The organism is Pseudoduganella aquatica (genome assembly GCF_020865585.1).
Lineage (GTDB): Bacteria > Pseudomonadota > Gammaproteobacteria > Burkholderiales > Burkholderiaceae_D > Rugamonas > Rugamonas aquatica_A.
Genome location: NZ_CP086370.1, coordinates 5,486,744 through 5,503,609, shown reverse-complemented (window position 1 = coordinate 5,503,609; position 16,866 = coordinate 5,486,744). Strand labels below are relative to the sequence as shown.

Annotated in this window: 12 protein-coding genes; 8 read left to right on the top strand and 4 right to left on the bottom strand. The window is 65.4% G+C overall.

Annotated features, from left to right (window positions below):
• Positions 1-103: 103 nt before the first annotated feature.
• Positions 104-943: a PhzF family phenazine biosynthesis protein gene (locus tag KT882_RS24575; protein ID WP_228893541.1), complete on the bottom strand. Its 840-nt coding sequence runs from the start codon at positions 941-943 to the stop codon at positions 104-106.
• 100 nt (positions 944-1,043) lie between these two features.
• Between KT882_RS24575 and KT882_RS24570 the strand changes: the two genes are divergently transcribed.
• Both KT882_RS24570 and KT882_RS24565 read left to right on the top strand, forming a co-directional pair.
• Positions 1,044-4,241 carry an error-prone DNA polymerase gene (locus tag KT882_RS24570; protein ID WP_161072725.1) on the top strand — a complete coding sequence of 1,066 codons (3,198 nt, stop codon included), beginning with the start codon at positions 1,044-1,046 and terminating at the stop codon, positions 4,239-4,241.
• Positions 4,242-4,271: 30 nt separating this feature from the next.
• Complete coding sequence (locus KT882_RS24565; protein ID WP_228893540.1) at positions 4,272-4,748, top strand: GNAT family N-acetyltransferase; 477 nt, start codon at positions 4,272-4,274, stop codon at positions 4,746-4,748.
• A gap of 34 nt (positions 4,749-4,782) precedes the next feature.
• Here the strand turns inward: KT882_RS24565 and KT882_RS24560 are convergent, their stop codons facing one another.
• A complete protein-coding gene (locus tag KT882_RS24560; RefSeq protein WP_161072724.1) occupies positions 4,783-5,184 on the bottom strand; it encodes a PRC-barrel domain-containing protein in 402 nt (133 codons plus the stop codon).
• Between the two features lie 222 nt (positions 5,185-5,406).
• Between KT882_RS24560 and KT882_RS24555 the strand changes: the two genes are divergently transcribed.
• The 6 genes from KT882_RS24555 (at position 5,407) to KT882_RS24530 (ending at position 13,313) form a co-directional block, all read left to right on the top strand.
• The gene (locus KT882_RS24555) at positions 5,407-7,083 is read left to right on the top strand and encodes a CTP synthase (RefSeq protein WP_161072723.1); all 1,677 of its coding nucleotides are present in this window, start codon (positions 5,407-5,409) and stop codon (positions 7,081-7,083) included.
• Positions 7,080-7,934 (top strand): 3-deoxy-8-phosphooctulonate synthase, encoded by an 855-nt coding sequence (gene kdsA / locus KT882_RS24550; protein WP_161072722.1) that lies wholly within the window; start codon positions 7,080-7,082, stop codon positions 7,932-7,934. The genes KT882_RS24555 and kdsA overlap by 4 nt, the downstream gene beginning before the upstream one ends.
• A 175-nt stretch (positions 7,935-8,109) precedes the next feature.
• A complete protein-coding gene (eno, locus tag KT882_RS24545; protein WP_161072721.1) occupies positions 8,110-9,393 on the top strand; it encodes a phosphopyruvate hydratase in 1,284 nt (427 codons plus the stop codon).
• A 43-nt stretch (positions 9,394-9,436) separates the two neighbouring features.
• Positions 9,437-9,757: a cell division protein FtsB gene (gene ftsB, locus KT882_RS24540; RefSeq protein WP_161072720.1), complete on the top strand. Its 321-nt coding sequence runs from the start codon at positions 9,437-9,439 to the stop codon at positions 9,755-9,757.
• Between the two features lie 105 nt (positions 9,758-9,862).
• Complete coding sequence (locus KT882_RS24535) at positions 9,863-12,133, top strand: TonB-dependent receptor domain-containing protein (protein ID WP_228893539.1); 2,271 nt, start codon at positions 9,863-9,865, stop codon at positions 12,131-12,133.
• 13 nt (positions 12,134-12,146) lie between these two features.
• On the top strand, positions 12,147-13,313 hold the full coding sequence (locus tag KT882_RS24530) for a hemin-degrading factor (RefSeq protein ID WP_161072718.1): 1,167 nt from the start codon (positions 12,147-12,149) through the stop codon (positions 13,311-13,313).
• A gap of 15 nt (positions 13,314-13,328) precedes the next feature.
• Here the strand turns inward: KT882_RS24530 and KT882_RS24525 are convergent, their stop codons facing one another.
• Both KT882_RS24525 and KT882_RS24520 read right to left on the bottom strand, forming a co-directional pair.
• Positions 13,329-14,471: a glycerophosphodiester phosphodiesterase family protein gene (locus KT882_RS24525; protein WP_228893538.1), complete on the bottom strand. Its 1,143-nt coding sequence runs from the start codon at positions 14,469-14,471 to the stop codon at positions 13,329-13,331.
• Positions 14,471-16,837, bottom strand: coding sequence for a TonB-dependent receptor (locus KT882_RS24520; protein ID WP_228893537.1), 2,367 nt, complete (start codon positions 16,835-16,837; stop codon positions 14,471-14,473). Before KT882_RS24520 ends, KT882_RS24525 begins: the two co-directional genes overlap by 1 nt.
• Positions 16,838-16,866 lie beyond the last annotated feature (29 nt).

The window sequence follows — 16,866 nt, the reverse complement described above, 5'->3', positions numbered from 1 at the left end:
AAGTTACGAACCGTATCTTGCTGCCTCTTTGTTTCAATTTCAGCACACATACACTATTTTTATTGTGCGCCTGAAAAAATGGTGTATGTGACAGGCTTTCCGCTCAGTGGGGCCGCAGGAATGCGGCCGCGCCGCCGATTAATATGTGTTCGCCGTCCGCGCGGCCGCCGTCCAATTCGGTGCGCAGCACGCAGGGCTGGCCCAGCGCGGCGCCCTGGTGCAGGGTGAGGGCGCGGCCCAGGTGCACGGTCAGCGCGCCGGCCGCCACGCCGGTGGCGCTGTCTTCCAGCGCCGGGTCCAGATGGTTGAAGTTGCGGCCTTCAAAGCTGCCGTCGCCGCGGCGCGCGTAGGCGTAGCAACCACTCACTCCGTGCTCCTTGCCCCAGGCGGCGATGCGCGCCAGATCCGGGCGCAGGGCCTGCAAGGCAGCCGCGCTGTCCAGTTCCAGCAGCAGCTTGGGGCTGCCGACCGAGGCGATGGCCGGCGCGGAAGCCAGGCGCAAGCTGGGCTGGCCGAGCAGGGCGGCAGGCAAGTCCGGCGGAATGACCACGTCCGGCGTCGGCTGGCGCTGCAGGCGGACAAACACATCCGTGCCGCGCTCGGACACGTGCAGCAGCTGGCCGCGCAGGGCGGTGCGCACCGCCAGCGGCGCGCCATGTTCGCGCAGCAGCACGCGCGCCGCCGCCAGCGTCGCGTGCAGGCACAGCGGGCTGCGCATGTGCGGATAGTAGTAATCCAGCACGAACAGCGCGTCCTGGGCTGCGGCACCGCCTCCGTCCGCAGGAGCCACGGCATCCACAAACACGCACGCGCTGCGGTTCTGCGCCCGGGCAAATTCCTGCCGCTGGGCTTCGCTGGACGCGTCCCCCAGCACCACCAGGGCCGCGTTGCCCTCGCCGGGGCGGCTGCCGAAGCATTTCAGTTCATGGACGGTGCGTTGCATATATGTACCTTAAATTGCCGGGCCGGATAGCATAGCGCAGACTGTCCAGCGCCGCACGATGCGCGTACAATACTGTATTTATATACAGTATTCTTGAGCCATGCCGTCCCCCTCGCCGTCGCCAGCCAGCAGCCTGCCAGCCTATGCGGAACTGTTTTGCCTGACGAACTTTTCATTTTTGCAAGGCGCTTCCCATGCCGAGGAGCTGGCTGAGCGCGCCGTGCAGCTGGACTACGCCGCGCTGGCCATCACCGACGAGTGTTCGCTGGCGGGCGTGGTGCGGGCGCACGGGGCGGCCAAGCGCGCCACGCCGGACGGAGCGCCGCCATTCCCCTTGCTGATAGGCAGTCATTTCCACTTGAGCAAGCCGGATGGCTCGCCGGGGCTGTCGCTGCTGGTGCTGGCGAAAAACCGCGCAGGCTATGGCAACCTGTCCGAACTCATCACTTTGGCGCGCATGCGGGAAGGCGTGGTCAAGGGCAGCTACAAGCTCTACCTGGACGACATCGCCGCGCCGCAGCCGGCCCAGGCGCACCTGAAGGGCTTGCCGGACTGCCTGCTGATACTGCTGCCGCGCTATCCATCCGACCAGCCGGAAGACGTGGACGCGCTGCACTTGCAGGCGGCCTGGATGGCGGCGCAGTTCCCCGGCCGCGCCTGGATAGGCCTGAACCTGCTGCAGCACGCCTTCGACGAGGCGCACCGCATGAGCGTGGACGAGGTGGCGTGGCAGCATGGCTTGCCCGTGACGGCGGTGGGCAATGTGCGCATGCACGTGCGCTCGCGCAAGCCGCTGCTGGACACTTTGACGGCGGTGCGTGTGGGCCGCCCGGTGGCCGAGTGTGGTTACGAGCTGGCGCAGAACGCCGAGCAGCACCTGCGTTCGCGGCTGCGGCTGGCCAATCTCTATCCCCGCGCCGCGCTGGACGAAACCGTGCGCATCGCCGCACTGTGCAAGTTCTCGCTGGACGAACTGAAGTACGAATATCCGCACGAGTTGGTGCCGCCAGGCCACACGCCGGCCAGCTATCTGCGTTACGAAACCTATATCGGCGCGCAAACGCGTTATCCGCACGGCATGCCGGAACAGGTGCAACAGCAGGTCGAGGAGGAGCTGGAGCTGATCGCCGAACTGGGCTACGAGTTCTATTTCCTCACCGTGTACGATATCGTGCGCTTCGCCCGTTCGAAGGGCATCCTGTGCCAGGGACGCGGTTCGGCGGCCAATTCGGCCGTATGCTATTGCCTGGGCGTAACCGAGGTCGATCCTGCGCAAAGCAAGCTGCTGGTGGGGCGTTTCATTTCCCGCGAGCGCGCCGAGCCGCCGGACATCGACGTGGACTTCGAACATCAGCGGCGCGAAGAAGTGATCCAGTACATCTATGCGAAGTACGGACGCCACCGCGCCGCGCTGGCCGCCACGGTCATCTGCTACCGGCCCAAAAGCGCGCTGCGCGACGCCGGCAAGGCGCTGGGCGTGGACCTGGCCATCGTGGAGAAGGTGGCCAAGTCGCACCGCTGGTTTGACAGCAAGCAGGACTTGCTGGCCCGGCTCGGGGAAAGCGGGCTGGATCCGGAATCGAAGGTCGCGCACCAGTGGGCCTCGCTGGCCTTCCAGTTCCTCGGCATGCCGCGCCACCTGTCGCAGCACGTGGGTGGCTTTGTCATCGCGCAAGACAAGCTGTCGCGTCTGGTGCCCATCGAGAACGCCAGCATGCAAGACCGCAGCGTGATCCAGTGGGACAAGGACGACCTGGAGGAACTGGGCCTGATGAAGGTGGACGTGCTGGCGCTAGGCATGCTGTCAGCGCTGCGCCGATCACTGGATCTGATCGGAGAGCGGCGTGGCACGCTGTTCCGCCTGCAAGACATCCCGCGCGAAGACCCGCAAACCTACGACATGATGTGCGAGGCCGACACCATAGGCGTATTCCAGATCGAGTCGCGCGCGCAGATGAGCATGCTGCCGCGCCTGCGGCCGAGGGTGTTCTACGATCTCGTGGTGGAGGTGGCGCTGGTGCGGCCGGGCCCGATCCAGGGCGGCATGGTCCATCCCTATCTGCAGCGCCGCATGGACCCCTCACTGATCGAGTACCAGCCGCGCCTGGAAGGGGCGCTGCAGCGCACGCTGGGCGTCCCCATCTTCCAGGAACAGGTGATGCAGATCGCCATGATCGCCGCTGACTTCACCCAGGGGGAGGCGGATCAGCTACGGCGCGCCATGGCAGCCTGGAAGCGTAAGGGCGATATCGAAAAGTACCAGAAGAAAATCGTCGAAGGCATGGTGCGGAATCAATACGACAAAGCGTTTGCCGAAGCCATCTGCGAGCAAATCCAGGGCTTCGGCGAATACGGTTTCCCCGAATCGCACGCCGCCAGTTTCGCGCTGCTGACCTACGCCAGTTCCTGGGTCAAATGCCACGAGCCGGCCGCCTTCCTGTGCGCTTTGCTCAACAGCCAGCCGCTGGGCTTCTACGGTCCCTCGCAGCTGGTGCAGGACGCCAGGCGCCATGGCGTGATCGTGCGGCCGGTGGACGTGGCCATCAGCAGCTGGGACTCGGCGCTGGAGGAAGAGGCCGGCGCGCGCAGCCAGCCTGCCGTGCGGCTGGGCTTTTCCGTGCTGCGCGGCATGCGTCCCGACAGCGCCGGGCGCATCGAACAGGCGCGCGCCGTGCGGGCCTTCGCCAGCGTGGCCGACCTGGCCCGGCGCGCCGACCTCGACCGGCACGACCTGCAAGTGCTGGCCGGCGCCAACGCGCTGGAAGGCCTGTCCGGCAACCGCCGCCAGGCCCTGTGGGAAGCCGCCGGCGCCGTGCCCGACAAGGACTTGCTGCGTCCCACCGAGCCGGACGAGGAAGTCCCGCAGCTGCGCCCGCCCAGCGAAGGCGACGACATCGTCAGCGACTACCGCGCGCAGCGGCTGACCTTGCGCCGCCATCCGCTGGCGCTGCTGCGCGCCACGCTGCTGGACCACCGCTTCATGCCCGCGTCCACGCTGAACAGCTACCGCAACGGCCAGCTCGCGCGCGGCTGCGGCATCGTCACCGTGCGGCAGCGGCCGGGCACGGCCAAGGGCGTGCTGTTCATCACGATAGAGGACGAGACCGGGAACGTGAATGTGATCATCTGGCCGTCGCTGGTGGAGCAGCAGCGCAAGGAAGTGCTGGGCGCCCAGCTGCTGGGGGTGTACGGCGTGTGGCAGCAGGAAGGCATCGTGCGCCACCTGGTGGCCAAGCGCCTGGTGGACATGAGCCACCTGCTCGGCAGCCTGCCCACCGTCAGCCGCGACTTTTGCTAATCGCCTTGCCAGTTTTGGCATAATGGCGGCATGGATAAAATGTTAATGCGGAAGGCGGAGCGGGGAGATGCGGGGGCGATCAGCGCGCTGATTCACGACTTGATGCCGTTTATGACGCTGGCGCCGGACGGCGCGGGCGCGGAGCAATTCATGCTGAGCATGGCGGCCGAGGCGATTGAGCGCTATGTGACGGGCGAGGCGTATCAATACTGGACCGGCTGGCTTGATGATGGCCTGGCTGGCGTGGTCGCGCTGCGCAACGGCACGCATCTGTTCCACCTGTACGTGGCGCGGCGCCATCATGACCAGGGCCATGCGCGGCAGCTGTGGGAGACGGCCCGCGCGGCGGTGCCGGCGGCGCAGGCGATGACGGTCAATGCTTCCGTCTACGCGGTACCCATGTACCAGCACTTCGGTTTCGCCGCCACCGGCCCGCGCGTTGAGCAGCACGGCATTGCCTACGTGCCGATGCGGCTGGAACAAAACGCGCCCGGAGAGGGCGCGTGAAAGCAGGCTTGCCTGGTACGGCGGCGGCTAAGATCTAGCGGGCGCTGGTGCCGTAATAGTTGTGGATCTCGGCAGCCCAGGCCTGGTTGGCCATATTGGGCCAGTGCTCGGTGTCGAAGCCGGGCGCGTTGTCGATGCGGTCCTTGTCGATGTTGAGCGTGAAGCGCTTGTTCACCGTGTCCAGCGTCAGTGCCTCCCAGGGCACGGCGAACAGCCGCTCGCCCAGCGTGAACACGCCGCCGCTGGCCATCACCGCGTAGGCGATTTTGCCCGAGCGCATGTCCAGCATGATTTCCTTGATCTCGCCCAGGTGCTCGTTTTGCAGATTGTGCACGTGGTCGCCGATCAGCGTGTCGGCGCCCATCAGTTCAGGACCTGGGCCCTTGTGGCCCCGGTCTACATACATGCCGTAGGCATCGCGTTCTTCGTAGCTCATGTCGTCCTCCGTTGTGGAAATGTCATTGAAAACCCATTTTGCGGCCTGCCTGTCGGCGGCTCTGTACGCTGTCCAACACAGTATGCAATCTTGCCGTTTTTATCAGCCGAGACTGAGGAATAGAGCGGGCGTTCGGGCTATTTGCAGCCGTACTGATGAAGAATCGCGCAATTTGCGCTATAATTTCAATTTCCCGCACGTGCCGTTCGGCACCGACCCGCAATGACCAAATATGTCTTCGTCACCGGTGGCGTTGTGTCTTCCCTTGGTAAAGGGATAGCCGCCGCCTCCCTCGCCGCGATCCTCGAATCGCGCGGCCTCAAAGTCACCATGCTCAAGCTCGATCCGTACATCAACGTTGATCCGGGCACCATGAGCCCCATGCAGCACGGTGAAGTCTTCGTTACCGACGACGGGGCGGAAACCGACCTCGACCTCGGCCACTACGAGCGTTTCATCTCCACCCGCATGAAAAAGGTGAACAACTTCACCACCGGCCAGATCTACGAATCCGTGATCCGCAAGGAACGCCGCGGCGAGTACCTGGGCAAGACCGTGCAGGTGATTCCGCACATCACCAATGAAATCCAGGACTACATCCGCCGCGGCGCCGAAGGCTACGACGTGGCCCTGTGCGAAATCGGCGGCACCGTGGGCGACATCGAGTCGCTGCCCTTCCTGGAAGCGGCGCGCCAGCTGAGCCTGCGCGCAGGTCGCAAGAACACCGCCTTCGTCCACCTGACCCTGGTGCCGTTCATCGCCTCGGCCGGCGAACTGAAGACCAAGCCTACCCAGCACTCGGTGCAGAAGCTGCGCGAAATCGGCATCTCGCCGAACGCGCTGCTGTGCCGCGCCGACCGCGCCATTCCGGAAGACGAACGCGCCAAGATCTCGCTGTTCTCCAACATCGAAGAGCAGGCCGTGATCTCGGTGTGGGACGTGGACACCATCTACAAAGTGCCGCAGATGCTGCACGACCAGGGCCTGGACGCCATCATCTGCGAAGCGCTGGACCTGAACCCGGCCCCGGCCGACCTGTCCGTGTGGAGCAAGCTGATCTACACGCTGGAGCACCCGAAAGCGGAAGTGTCGATCGGCATGGTCGGCAAATACGTGGAGCTGACCGAGTCGTACAAGTCGCTGACCGAAGCGCTGCGCCACGCCGGCATCCACAACGAGTCCAAGGTCAACATCGAGTACATCGACTCGGAAGAGATCGAGACCACCGGCTGCGCCGAGCTGGCCAAGTACGACGCCATCCTGGTGCCGGGCGGCTTCGGCAAGCGCGGCGTGGAAGGCAAGATTATGGCGGCCCAGTTCGCCCGTGAAAACAAGATCCCTTACCTGGGCATCTGCCTGGGCATGCAGGTGGCGCTGATCGAATACGCGCGCCACAAGGCCGGCCTGACGCACGCCAACTCCACCGAGTTCGAGCCGCAGACCGACCAGCCTGTGGTCGCCCTGATCGATGAATGGCAAGGCCTGGACGGCAAGGTTGAAAAGCGCGACGAGAAGTCGGACCTGGGCGGCACCATGCGCCTGGGCGCGCAAGCCTGCGCCGTCAAGCCGGGCACGCTGGCATCGGAAATCTACGGCAGCGTGGTGACCGAGCGCCACCGCCACCGCTACGAAGCCAACAACCACTACCTGGGCCGCGTGGAAGCCGCCGGCCTGGTGGTTGCCGCGCGCACCCCGACCGAAGACCTGTGCGAAATCATGGAACTGCCGCGCACCGGCGAGAACGCGCACCCATGGTATATGGGCGTGCAGTACCACCCTGAATTCAAATCGACCCCGCGCGACGGCCACCCGCTGTTCACGTCCTATATCAAGGCGGCGCTGGCGCAAAAAGCGTCCAAGGGTCTGCATGCAGTCCAACTGGAAGGAGACGCAGCATGAAACTGTGCGGATTTGACGTAGGCCTCGACCAGCCGTTCTTCCTGATCGCCGGCACCTGCGTGATCGAGTCGCGCCAGATGGCGTTCGACGTGGCCGGCGCGCTGAAGGAAATGACCACCGAGCTGGGCATTCCCTTCATCTACAAGTCGTCCTTCGACAAGGCGAACCGTTCGTCGGGCACGTCCTACCGTGGTCCGGGCATGGAAAAAGGCCTGGAGATCCTGGGCGACGTCAAGCGCGAGCTGGGCGTGCCGGTGCTGACCGACGTGCACACCATCGAGGAAATCGAAGTGGTGTCGTCCGTGGTGGACGTGCTGCAAACCCCGGCCTTCCTGTGCCGCCAGACCGACTTCATCAACGCGTGCGCCGAATCGGGCAAGCCGGTGAACATCAAGAAGGGCCAGTTCCTGGCCCCGGGCGACATGAAGCACGTGATCGCCAAGGCGCGCGCAGCGGCGGCCGCCAAGAATCTGCCTGAAGACAACTTCATGGCCTGCGAACGCGGCGCCTCCTTCGGCTACAACAACCTGGTGTCCGATATGCGCTCGCTGTCCATCATGCGCGAAACCGGCGCCCCGGTGGTGTTCGACGCCACCCACTCGGTGCAGCTGCCGGGCGGCAATGGTTCCTCCTCGGGCGGCATGCGCGAGATGGTGCCGGTGCTGTCGCGCGCGGCCGTGGCCGTGGGCGTGGCCGGCCTGTTCATGGAAACCCACCCGACCCCGGCCACCGCGCTGTCGGACGGCCCGAACGCGGTGCCGCTGGGCCGCATGAAGGAGCTGCTGTCGGTGCTGATCGAGCTGGACCGCGTGACCAAGAAGGCGGGCTTCCTGGAAACCAGTTTTAACTAAGTTATCACTGAGCATACAGAATCATGAGTTACCGGGCGGGTCCGGCGTATAGAACACATACGCCGGACCCGCTTCCACATCCGGCTGCCGTCTGTTACCCTTGCTGCACCTTGCGCGGGGACTAGCCAGACTGGCCCCGCGAGCAACAGTTTTGCTTAAACTTTTGGAGTATGACATGAGTGCTATCGTAGACATTATCGGCCGTGAAGTAATCGATTCGCGCGGCAATCCTACCGTCGAATGCGACGTGCTGCTGGAGTCGGGCGTGATGGGCCGCGCGGCTGTGCCGTCGGGCGCATCCACCGGTTCGCGCGAAGCCATCGAGCTGCGCGACGGCGATCCGAAGCGCTACTTCGGCAAGGGCGTGCTGCAAGCCTGCGAAAACATCAACACCGAAATCTCGGAAGCCATCATGGGCCTGGACGCCAATGAGCAGGCCTTCCTGGACCGCACCCTGATCGACCTGGACGGCACCGAGAACAAGTCGCGCCTGGGCGCCAACGCCATGCTGGCCGTGTCCATGGCCGTGGCCAAGGCCGCCGCCGAAGAAGCCGGCCTGCCGCTGTACCGCTACTTCGGCGGTTCGGGCGCCATGCAGATGCCAGTGCCGATGATGAACGTCATCAACGGCGGCGCACACGCCGACAACAACCTGGACATCCAGGAATTCATGATCATCCCGGTCGGCGCGCCTTCCTTCAAGGAAGCCATCCGCTACGGCGCGGAAGTGTTCCACACGCTGAAAAAGATCCTGCACAAGAAGGGCCTGAACACCGCCGTGGGCGACGAAGGCGGTTTCGCCCCATCGCTGGCCAACCATGAAGAAGCGATCAAGCTCATCATCCAGGCCATCGAAGAAGCCGGCTACGAGCCAGGCACCCAGATCGCGCTGGGCCTGGACTGCGCCGCCTCCGAGTTCTACAAGGACGGCAAGTACCAGCTGGACGGCGAAGGCATGAGCCTGACCGCCGTGGAGTTCACCAACCTGCTGGCCACCTGGTGCGACAAATACCCGATCATCTCGATCGAGGACGCGATGCACGAAGGCGATTGGGAAGGCTGGGCGACCCTGACCGCAGCACTGGGCAAGCGCGTGCAGCTGGTGGGCGACGACCTGTTCGTCACCAACACCAAGATCCTGAAAGAAGGCATCCAGAAGGGTATCGCCAACTCGATCCTGATCAAGATCAATCAGATCGGCACCCTGACCGAAACCTTCGCCGCCATCGAAATGGCCAAGCGCGCCGGCTACACCGCCGTGATCTCGCACCGCTCGGGCGAGACCGAAGACTCGACCATCGCCGACATCGCCGTGGGCACCAACGCGCTGCAGATCAAGACCGGCTCGATGTCCCGTTCGGACCGCATGGCCAAGTACAACCAGCTGCTGCGCATCGAAGAAGACCTGGGCGACATCGCTTCCTACCCTGGCCGTGACGCGTTCTACAACCTGAAGTAATAGCACCACGCCGGCCGGGCGCTTGCCTGGCCGGCTTTTCCCTATGCGTTTGATTACCCTTGCACTGGCAGCGCTGCTGCTGCTGATACAGTACCCGCTCTGGCTGGGGAAAGGCGGCTGGCTGCGTGTCGCCGACCTGGAAAGCCAGGTGGCGGTGGCCCAGAAGAAGAACGACGAGCTGAAAAGCCGCAACGCCAAACTCGATTCCGAAGTGCGCGACCTCAAGGACGGCACCGGCGCCGTCGAAGAACGTGCCCGCTTCGAGCTGAGCATGATCAAGCAGAACGAAATCTACATCCAGATCCTCGGCAAGGGCCAGGCCCAGCCGCAACCTCAAGCCGCAGCCGCTACGCCCAATCCATAAACATTACGCGTACTTGTAAATAAGAATCATTCTTGTTAATATGCGCCGTTGCCAGCGATATCCACAAGGAGAGCCAGCCTTAAACCTCTCCCGATCTGGAATCCTATGGCTGCCAACCACCCGCGACAGCGGCGCCTTGCCGCGCTGCTGCTGACCGCATTCGCCGTGCCCGCCGCACCGGCAATCGCCCAAACCACCCAACTGAACGAAATCCTGGTCACCGCCCAGCGCGAGGACGCGCCGTCCAGGACCGGCACCACCACCGTCATCGGCAGCGCCGAGCTGAACAAACGCAACGCCACCGACATGGCCAATATGGCGCGCTACGAGCCGCTCATCAGCGTGCCGGCGGCCGGCATCGGCTCCGGCAATATCTGGGACGGCGCGGGCAACACCGGCTTCAATATCCGTGGCGTGGAAGGCAACCGCGTGAGCCTGGACCTGGACGGCATCTCGCTGCCGGACGCCGCGCCCAAGCCGGACGGCAACACTCTGAACAGCTTCGGCGTGGGCCGCGACTACTTCGACCCGGAAATCTTCCGCGAAGTGCGCATCGGCTCCGGCACCTCGGCGGCGGGGGCGGGCACGCCCGGCCTGGGCGGCAGCGTGTCCTTCGTCACCAAGTCGCCGGAAGACTACCTGAGCGCCACCCGCAACAGCTACGCCGAATACAAATTCGGCTACACCTCTGGCGACAAGGCCAGGATGCACGCGCTCACCGGCGCCGCAGGCTTTGGCGCATTGCAGGCCCTGGCCGTGCTGGTGCACCGCGACGGCCAGCAACTGGACAGCAAGGGCAGTGCCGTGCTCAACCCGGACGACTGGTCGTCGGACGCCTTGCTCGGCAAATTCAGCTGGGCGCCGGTGGCCGGCCACAAGCTGGGCTTCACCGTGGACGCCTTCAAGTCCGGGCACGACCGCGAGATCAAGAACAAGCAGCTGTCGCTCTATCCGGAAGGTTCCCAGCAGGCCTCCACCACGCGCCGCACGCGCGTCAGCCTCGACCACGGCTACACCGCCGCGGCCGGCTTGCTGTTCGACAGCATCGACACCCGCCTCTACGTGCAGGACGCGAAAGTGGAAGACAACACCCACGCGCCCTACATCACCGGCGGCCGCCCCTACACGCGCGACATTTCCACCGGCCTGTACAACAAGAGCGTCGGCATCGCCAGCGACGCGGGCAAGCAGCTCAACGCGGCCACGCTGCTGAACTACGGCTTCACGCTGGAAGACCTGGAAACCCGCCGTCCGTGGAAAGAAGACAGGCTGGTGGTGGGCACCACCACCCACCAGCTCACGCAAAAGAACCGCATGGCGGACATGGACACGCTCAAGTTCGCGGCCTATGCGCGCGGCGACATCGCCTTCGCGCTGGCCGGCCACAACGCTACGCTGACGCCCGGTCTGCGCTTCGAGCACCGCAAGCTGAGCCCCAAGAACCTGGAAAACTACCTCATCGCCGTGCCGTCCGCCGCCAAGGAACTCAAGGACGACAGCGACAGCTACCTGGCGCCCAGCCTGGGCCTGTCGGTCGAGCTGACGCCCAGTTTCAACGCCTACGCCAGCTTCAAGCGCGGCGCGCGCATGCCCAGCGGCGCCGACCGCACCAGCACCTACGACTCCTTCAGCTACACCGGGGCAGGCCAGGGTTACGGCGTGCTGGGCAACGCCAAGCTGGAAAAGGAAACCAGCAACGCGGTCGAACTTGGTGTGAAGGGCGAGCCGCGCAAGGGCGTCCAGTTCAGCGCCTCGGCCTTCCACACCGCCTACCGCAACTTCATCGAATACGTGGCGCAGCCGGCCGACCCGGTCAACTACCCGACCCTGAGCCAGGGCCTGTTCCGTCCCGAGAACGTGGCGCGCGCGGGCATCTGGGGCGTGGAAATGAGCAGCCGCTTCGACCTGGGGCAGTGGTCCGCGCCCTTGCAAGGCGCCAGCGTGGCAGTGGCGGCGGGCGGCTCGCGCGGCACCACCACCAACGACAGGACCGGCAAGAAGGGCGACCTCGCCACCGTGCTGCCCTACAAAGGCAGCGCCACCCTGGCCTGGGACGATCCCGGCCAGCGCGGCGGCGTCTCCCTGACCACCGTGCATGCGCGCGCCAAGCAGGCCAAGCCGGACGTGGTGAGCGGCGCCACCACCGTGCTGTTCGCCGTGCCCGCGTCCACGGTGGTGGACCTGGCCGCCTACTTCAACCTCGGCAAGAACGCCGTGATCAGCGCCGGCGCCTACAACCTGGGCGACAAGAAGTACTGGGACTACGCCTCCGCGCGCACGCTGGCGGCGGGCACCACCGCCACCGCGCTGGCCGACATCGAACGCCAGGTGAAAACCGGACGCAATTACGCCGTTACCTTTAAACTGATGTACTGATACTGGAGACCATATGAAGCATCATCACCGTTATGCCCTGGCGCTTGCGAGCGCCCTCGTGTTCGGCGCCATGCCCGCCATGGCGGCGGACGCCGCCCTGGCCCAGCGCTGGGAAAAGCTGCGCGCCGAACAGCCCAAGCTGCAGATACGCGACGCCGCGCGCGCGCTCAACGTGTCCGAAGCCGAACTGCTGGCCACCAGCATCGGCAAGACCGCCACGCTGCTCAAGAATGACGGCAACGCGCCGCGCGAAATCATGCGCCGCGCGCTGGACCTGGGCAAAGTGCTGGCCCTGACGCGCAATGAAAACGGCGTGCTGGAACGCACCGGCATCGCCACCCGCATCGAGCAGGACGCGGCTGCCGCGCAGACGGCGGCGGGCGCGCCCGGCGATCCCGAGCGCGAAGCACGCATGCGCAACATCGCCGGCGGCTACCTGGGCGGCGAGATCGACCTGCGCTTCAACTTCGCCAACTGGAAGCACGCCTTCGCCGTGGAACAGCCCGGCCGCGACGGCCAGACCTCGCGCAGCCTGCAGTTCTTCGACGAGAACGGCAACGCCGTGCACAAGCTGTACCTGAAGAACGAAGCGGCAGTCGGCATCTTCGACAAGCTGGTGGCCGACTTCCGCGCAGCCGACCAGAACGCCGCGCTGAAGGTGCTGGCGGCGGCGCCGAAGCCGGTGGAGAAGGCCGACAGCGCAGTGGACGTGAAAGAGTTCCAGCTGGCCTGGAAGGAGATGACGGACGTGCACCAGTTCAGCCGCCTGCTGGGCGAGTTCGGCATCTCGCGCGAACAGGCCATGCGTCTGGCGCCCGAGGGTGCGGTGCAGCGTGTGTCGCCGAAAGCGGTGCGCAATCTGCTGGACGAATCGGCCCGGCGGAAGCTGCCCATCATGGCTTTCCTGGGCAATGGTTCGGTGACGCAGATTTTCAGCGGCGTGATTGAAAAGACCGCCGCCAGCGGCGACTGGTACAACGTGCTGGACCCGGACTTCAACCTGCACCTGCGCGAGACGGCCTTCAACAGCGGCTACGTGGTACAGCGCGCGGGCGTGACGTCGGTGGAGTTTTTCGACAAGAACGGCGAGCTGGTGGTGACCTTCTTTGGCGTGCGCGAGCGCGCCAAGCCGCAGCCGCAGACCTGGGTGGATTTGACGAGCAATCTGCCCAAGGCCTGAGCCTGCCGCCGTTGCTCAGCCGTCGACGGCGGCCCTGCCCAGTGCCGGGTCGTCGGTGAAGAACCCGTCCAGCTCCAGCTTCAGATAGCGCTTGATCTCGGCCACCGAACCGGCCGGATTGCGCGCATGCTCGCCTGCGCTGCTGCGGAAGTCTGCGGCCAGGAAGCGGTTCTCCGGACGGAAGGTCCATGTCTCCACGCGCAGGCCCGCTGCGCGGCCATCGGCCGCCAGCGGAGTCGGCTCGGCCAGGAAACCATCCTGCTTCAGCGGTATCAGCATGCGCGTCGGCGGCGCCACCACATCCGCATACGCGGCGATCGCCTTCAACCCGGCGGGCGTGCACATCTGCCCGTAGGTAAGGGCGCCGTTGGCCGCCGCCACGTCCGCCGGACGCTGCGTGGGGGCGCCCACCAGCTGCATCAGGCGGATGTTGGCGCGGCGTCCCAGCTTGTCGCGCACATACTTCAGATTGGCCACTTCGAAAGACTGGATCTCCACCGGATGGCGGCGCGTGTAGTCGTGCGCGGCCAGCGTGGCGAAGAAACGTTCTTCCAGCGGCAGCCCCGCGCTGGCAAAGTAGGCCGAGCTTTTCAGCTCGGGCACCAGGCCGATCACGCGGCCGGCAGCGGCCGATTGCGCCGCCACGAAGTCGATGATCTCCTCGAACGTCACCACCTGGAACATGCCGTCGAACTGCGCGCTGCCGGGGCGCGATTCGGGGATGCGCTCGACGGCGCGCAGCGTCTTGATCTCGGCCAGCGTAAAGTCGTCCACGAACCAGCCCTCATGCGTCTGGCCATCGATGGTCTTGCGCGCGCGGCGGCTGGCGAATTCGGGGCGCCTGGCCACGTCGGTGGTCTCGTTCAGGAAGGCGTCGTGGCGCGCCACCAGAATGCCGTCCCTGGTGCAGACCAGGTCCGGCTCCACGTAGTCCGCGCCGTCCGCAATCGCTTTGGCGTAGGACGCCAGCGTGTGCTCCGGCCGCAGCGCGCTCGCGCCGCGATGGGCGAACACCAGCGGCTTCACGCCGCCGCCTGCGCCCGCACCGCCGGCGGCAAAGGCTGCGGGCGCCAGCAGCGCGCTGCCGCCGGCGGCGGCCACACTGCCGATAAAGCCGCGCCGCGACAGCAGGCGGCGCGCAGTGAGGATGGTGTCCATCAGAAGTCCGCCATCACGGTAACGAAAGCCTGGCGCGGGGCGATAGGGAAGGTGTTGTAGGTCTTGTCCGCCGCGCCCACCACCACGTTCAGGCTGCCCATGCGGTCCGCCAGGTTGCTCACGTTGACGCGGTAGCGCGCGTTCTTCACCAGGCCGCCGTTCAGGAATGGCAGCTGGCCGGATACGCCCAGGCCCAGCAGGAAGTAGCTCGGCACCGACAGGTCATTGGTGTAGGTGGCGTAGCGCTTGCCCACGTAGTCGCCGCTGAGCTGGAACTCGGTGTCGGCCACCGTCATGGTGGCGACGAATTTATTCATCCACTGCGGATTGCCCGGCACGGTCTTGCCTGCGGTCGGCACCACGGTGGCGCCGTTGCTGTAGTTGTCCTCGTAGGTGGAGCGGTTGTAGGACAGCGCGTTGTACAGCGAGAAGCCGCGTCCGAAGTGCAGGGTGCCCGACAAGTCGATGCCGTCGATCTTCACGCTGCCCACGTTGGCCAGCACCGGATTGCCGCCTATGATGGCCGAGATCACCGGAGTAGGGCTGATCTGCAGCAGGCGGTTCTTGAAGTCCACGTGGTACACATTGACCTGGCCGTCGAAGGCCTTGAGCATGCCCCAGTCCAGCTGGTGGTTGCTGCGCAGGCCGGCCTCGTAGGTGATCGAGGTTTCAGGCTTGGCGGTGGACTTGAACAGGTCGAACGCCTGCTGGCTGGCCAGCGACCATGGCGACGCGCCGCCGCCGCCGTAGGTGACGAACTGGCGCATGTTTTTCTGCACGTTGAAGAAGGCCTGGTCCTGCGCGGTGATGTCCCAGCGGCCGCCGATCTGCGGCAGGAACCATTTTTTGGTCTCGATCTGGCCGACCGGCAGCGCCTTGGAGCCGCCTGCGATGGCGCCCAGCTTGGGCTGCACCGGGAACTGGCCGTCCGCGTCCTGCAGGCTCGATTTGAAGCCGGCCTGCAGCACCAGGTCGTCGCGCATGCGCCATTCGTCCTGCAGGTGCAGCTGGATGACCTTGTTGTCTATGGTGCTGCCGTATTGCGTGATCAGCGGATTCGAGGGGCGGTCGTATGGCGAGCTAGGGTTGTTCACGTCCAGCGCGTACCAGCGGCGGTAGGCCGAGGACTTGTTGTGCTCATACCAAAGGCCGCCCTGCACGGTGTGGTTGCCGAACTCGCTGCGCAGCGTGGACAGGAAGCCGCTGCGGTTGATGTCGTATTCGGTGGTGCGGGTGGCGTAGCCGGAGCCGCCGAAGACTTGTTTCAGGTTCTGGTTCGGGTAGTACACCGCGAACAGCGCAGGCAGACCCGCCACGCCGATGGGACCGGCCACCACGCCCACGCCGTCGTCGTCGTGGTGGTAGACCTGGTTGCTCCAGGTGGTGGACTCGCCCAGGCGCCAGTCGAACTTGGCGTAGCCCAGGTAGTCCTTGCGTTGCGCGTCGCTGTAGTAGTTGCGGTAGTTGTTGCCATCCGCCGCAGGCGTGCCGCCCGTGGGCGACAGGTAGCTCAGCGCGTAGGCGAAGTCGGGGTAGGTGAAGGGACGGGTGTAGGGCGCGCTGGTTTCGCCCGCCACGTGCACGGTGCTGTCCTCGTTCGGCTCGATCTTGTCCGAGTACGCGAAGTACAGGGTCAGCTTGCCGGCTTCGCTCTGGTTGACGAACTTGGCGTTGACCTGGTCGCCGCCCTGCTTGCCGTTGAAGTCCCACGCGCGCTGCTTCTGGTGCGCGGCCGAGATGGTGGCGCTGTTGCCGCCGCCGAAGGTGCCGGTGTCGAAGCGCGCATAGGTGCGCGAGGTGCGGTAGCTGCCCAGGGTCTGCTGCACGCTGGCGCCGCGCGCGGCCAGCGGGTCGCTGGAGAAGGTCTCGATGGTGCCGCCCAGGTTGCTGGTGGAGGCGGTGGCCAGGTCGCCCGCGCCGGACGACAGGATCACGCTGCGCACGTTCTCGCTGATGACGGCGCGCTGCGGCGACAGGCCGTTGTAGTTGCCGTACTGCTGGTCGCCCAGCGGCACGCCGTCCATGGTGTAGCCCAGCTGCTGGCCGCTGAAACCGTGCACGAACAGCGACAGGTTCTGTTCGTTGTTGCCCCACGGGTCGGCGGTCTGGAAGCTCACGCCGGGCAGCGCCTGCAAGGCCTTCAGCGGGTTAATGCCGGGCAGGATTTTCTGCATGTCGTTCTTCGTCATCGCCACCGACGAGCGGGTTTTTCGCGAAGCCACTTCCACCGTGGCGACAGGGCCGGCCACGGCTGCGGCCATTTCGCTGCCGCTGTCGGGCGCCGCCGGCGCCTCCGGTTCGGCTGCCATGGCAGGGAAGGAGAATGCCATGCAGATGGCGGAAGCGAGGAGAGTCTTGTTCATCATGAGCCTGTCGTTGGAAACATTGGGAGAAA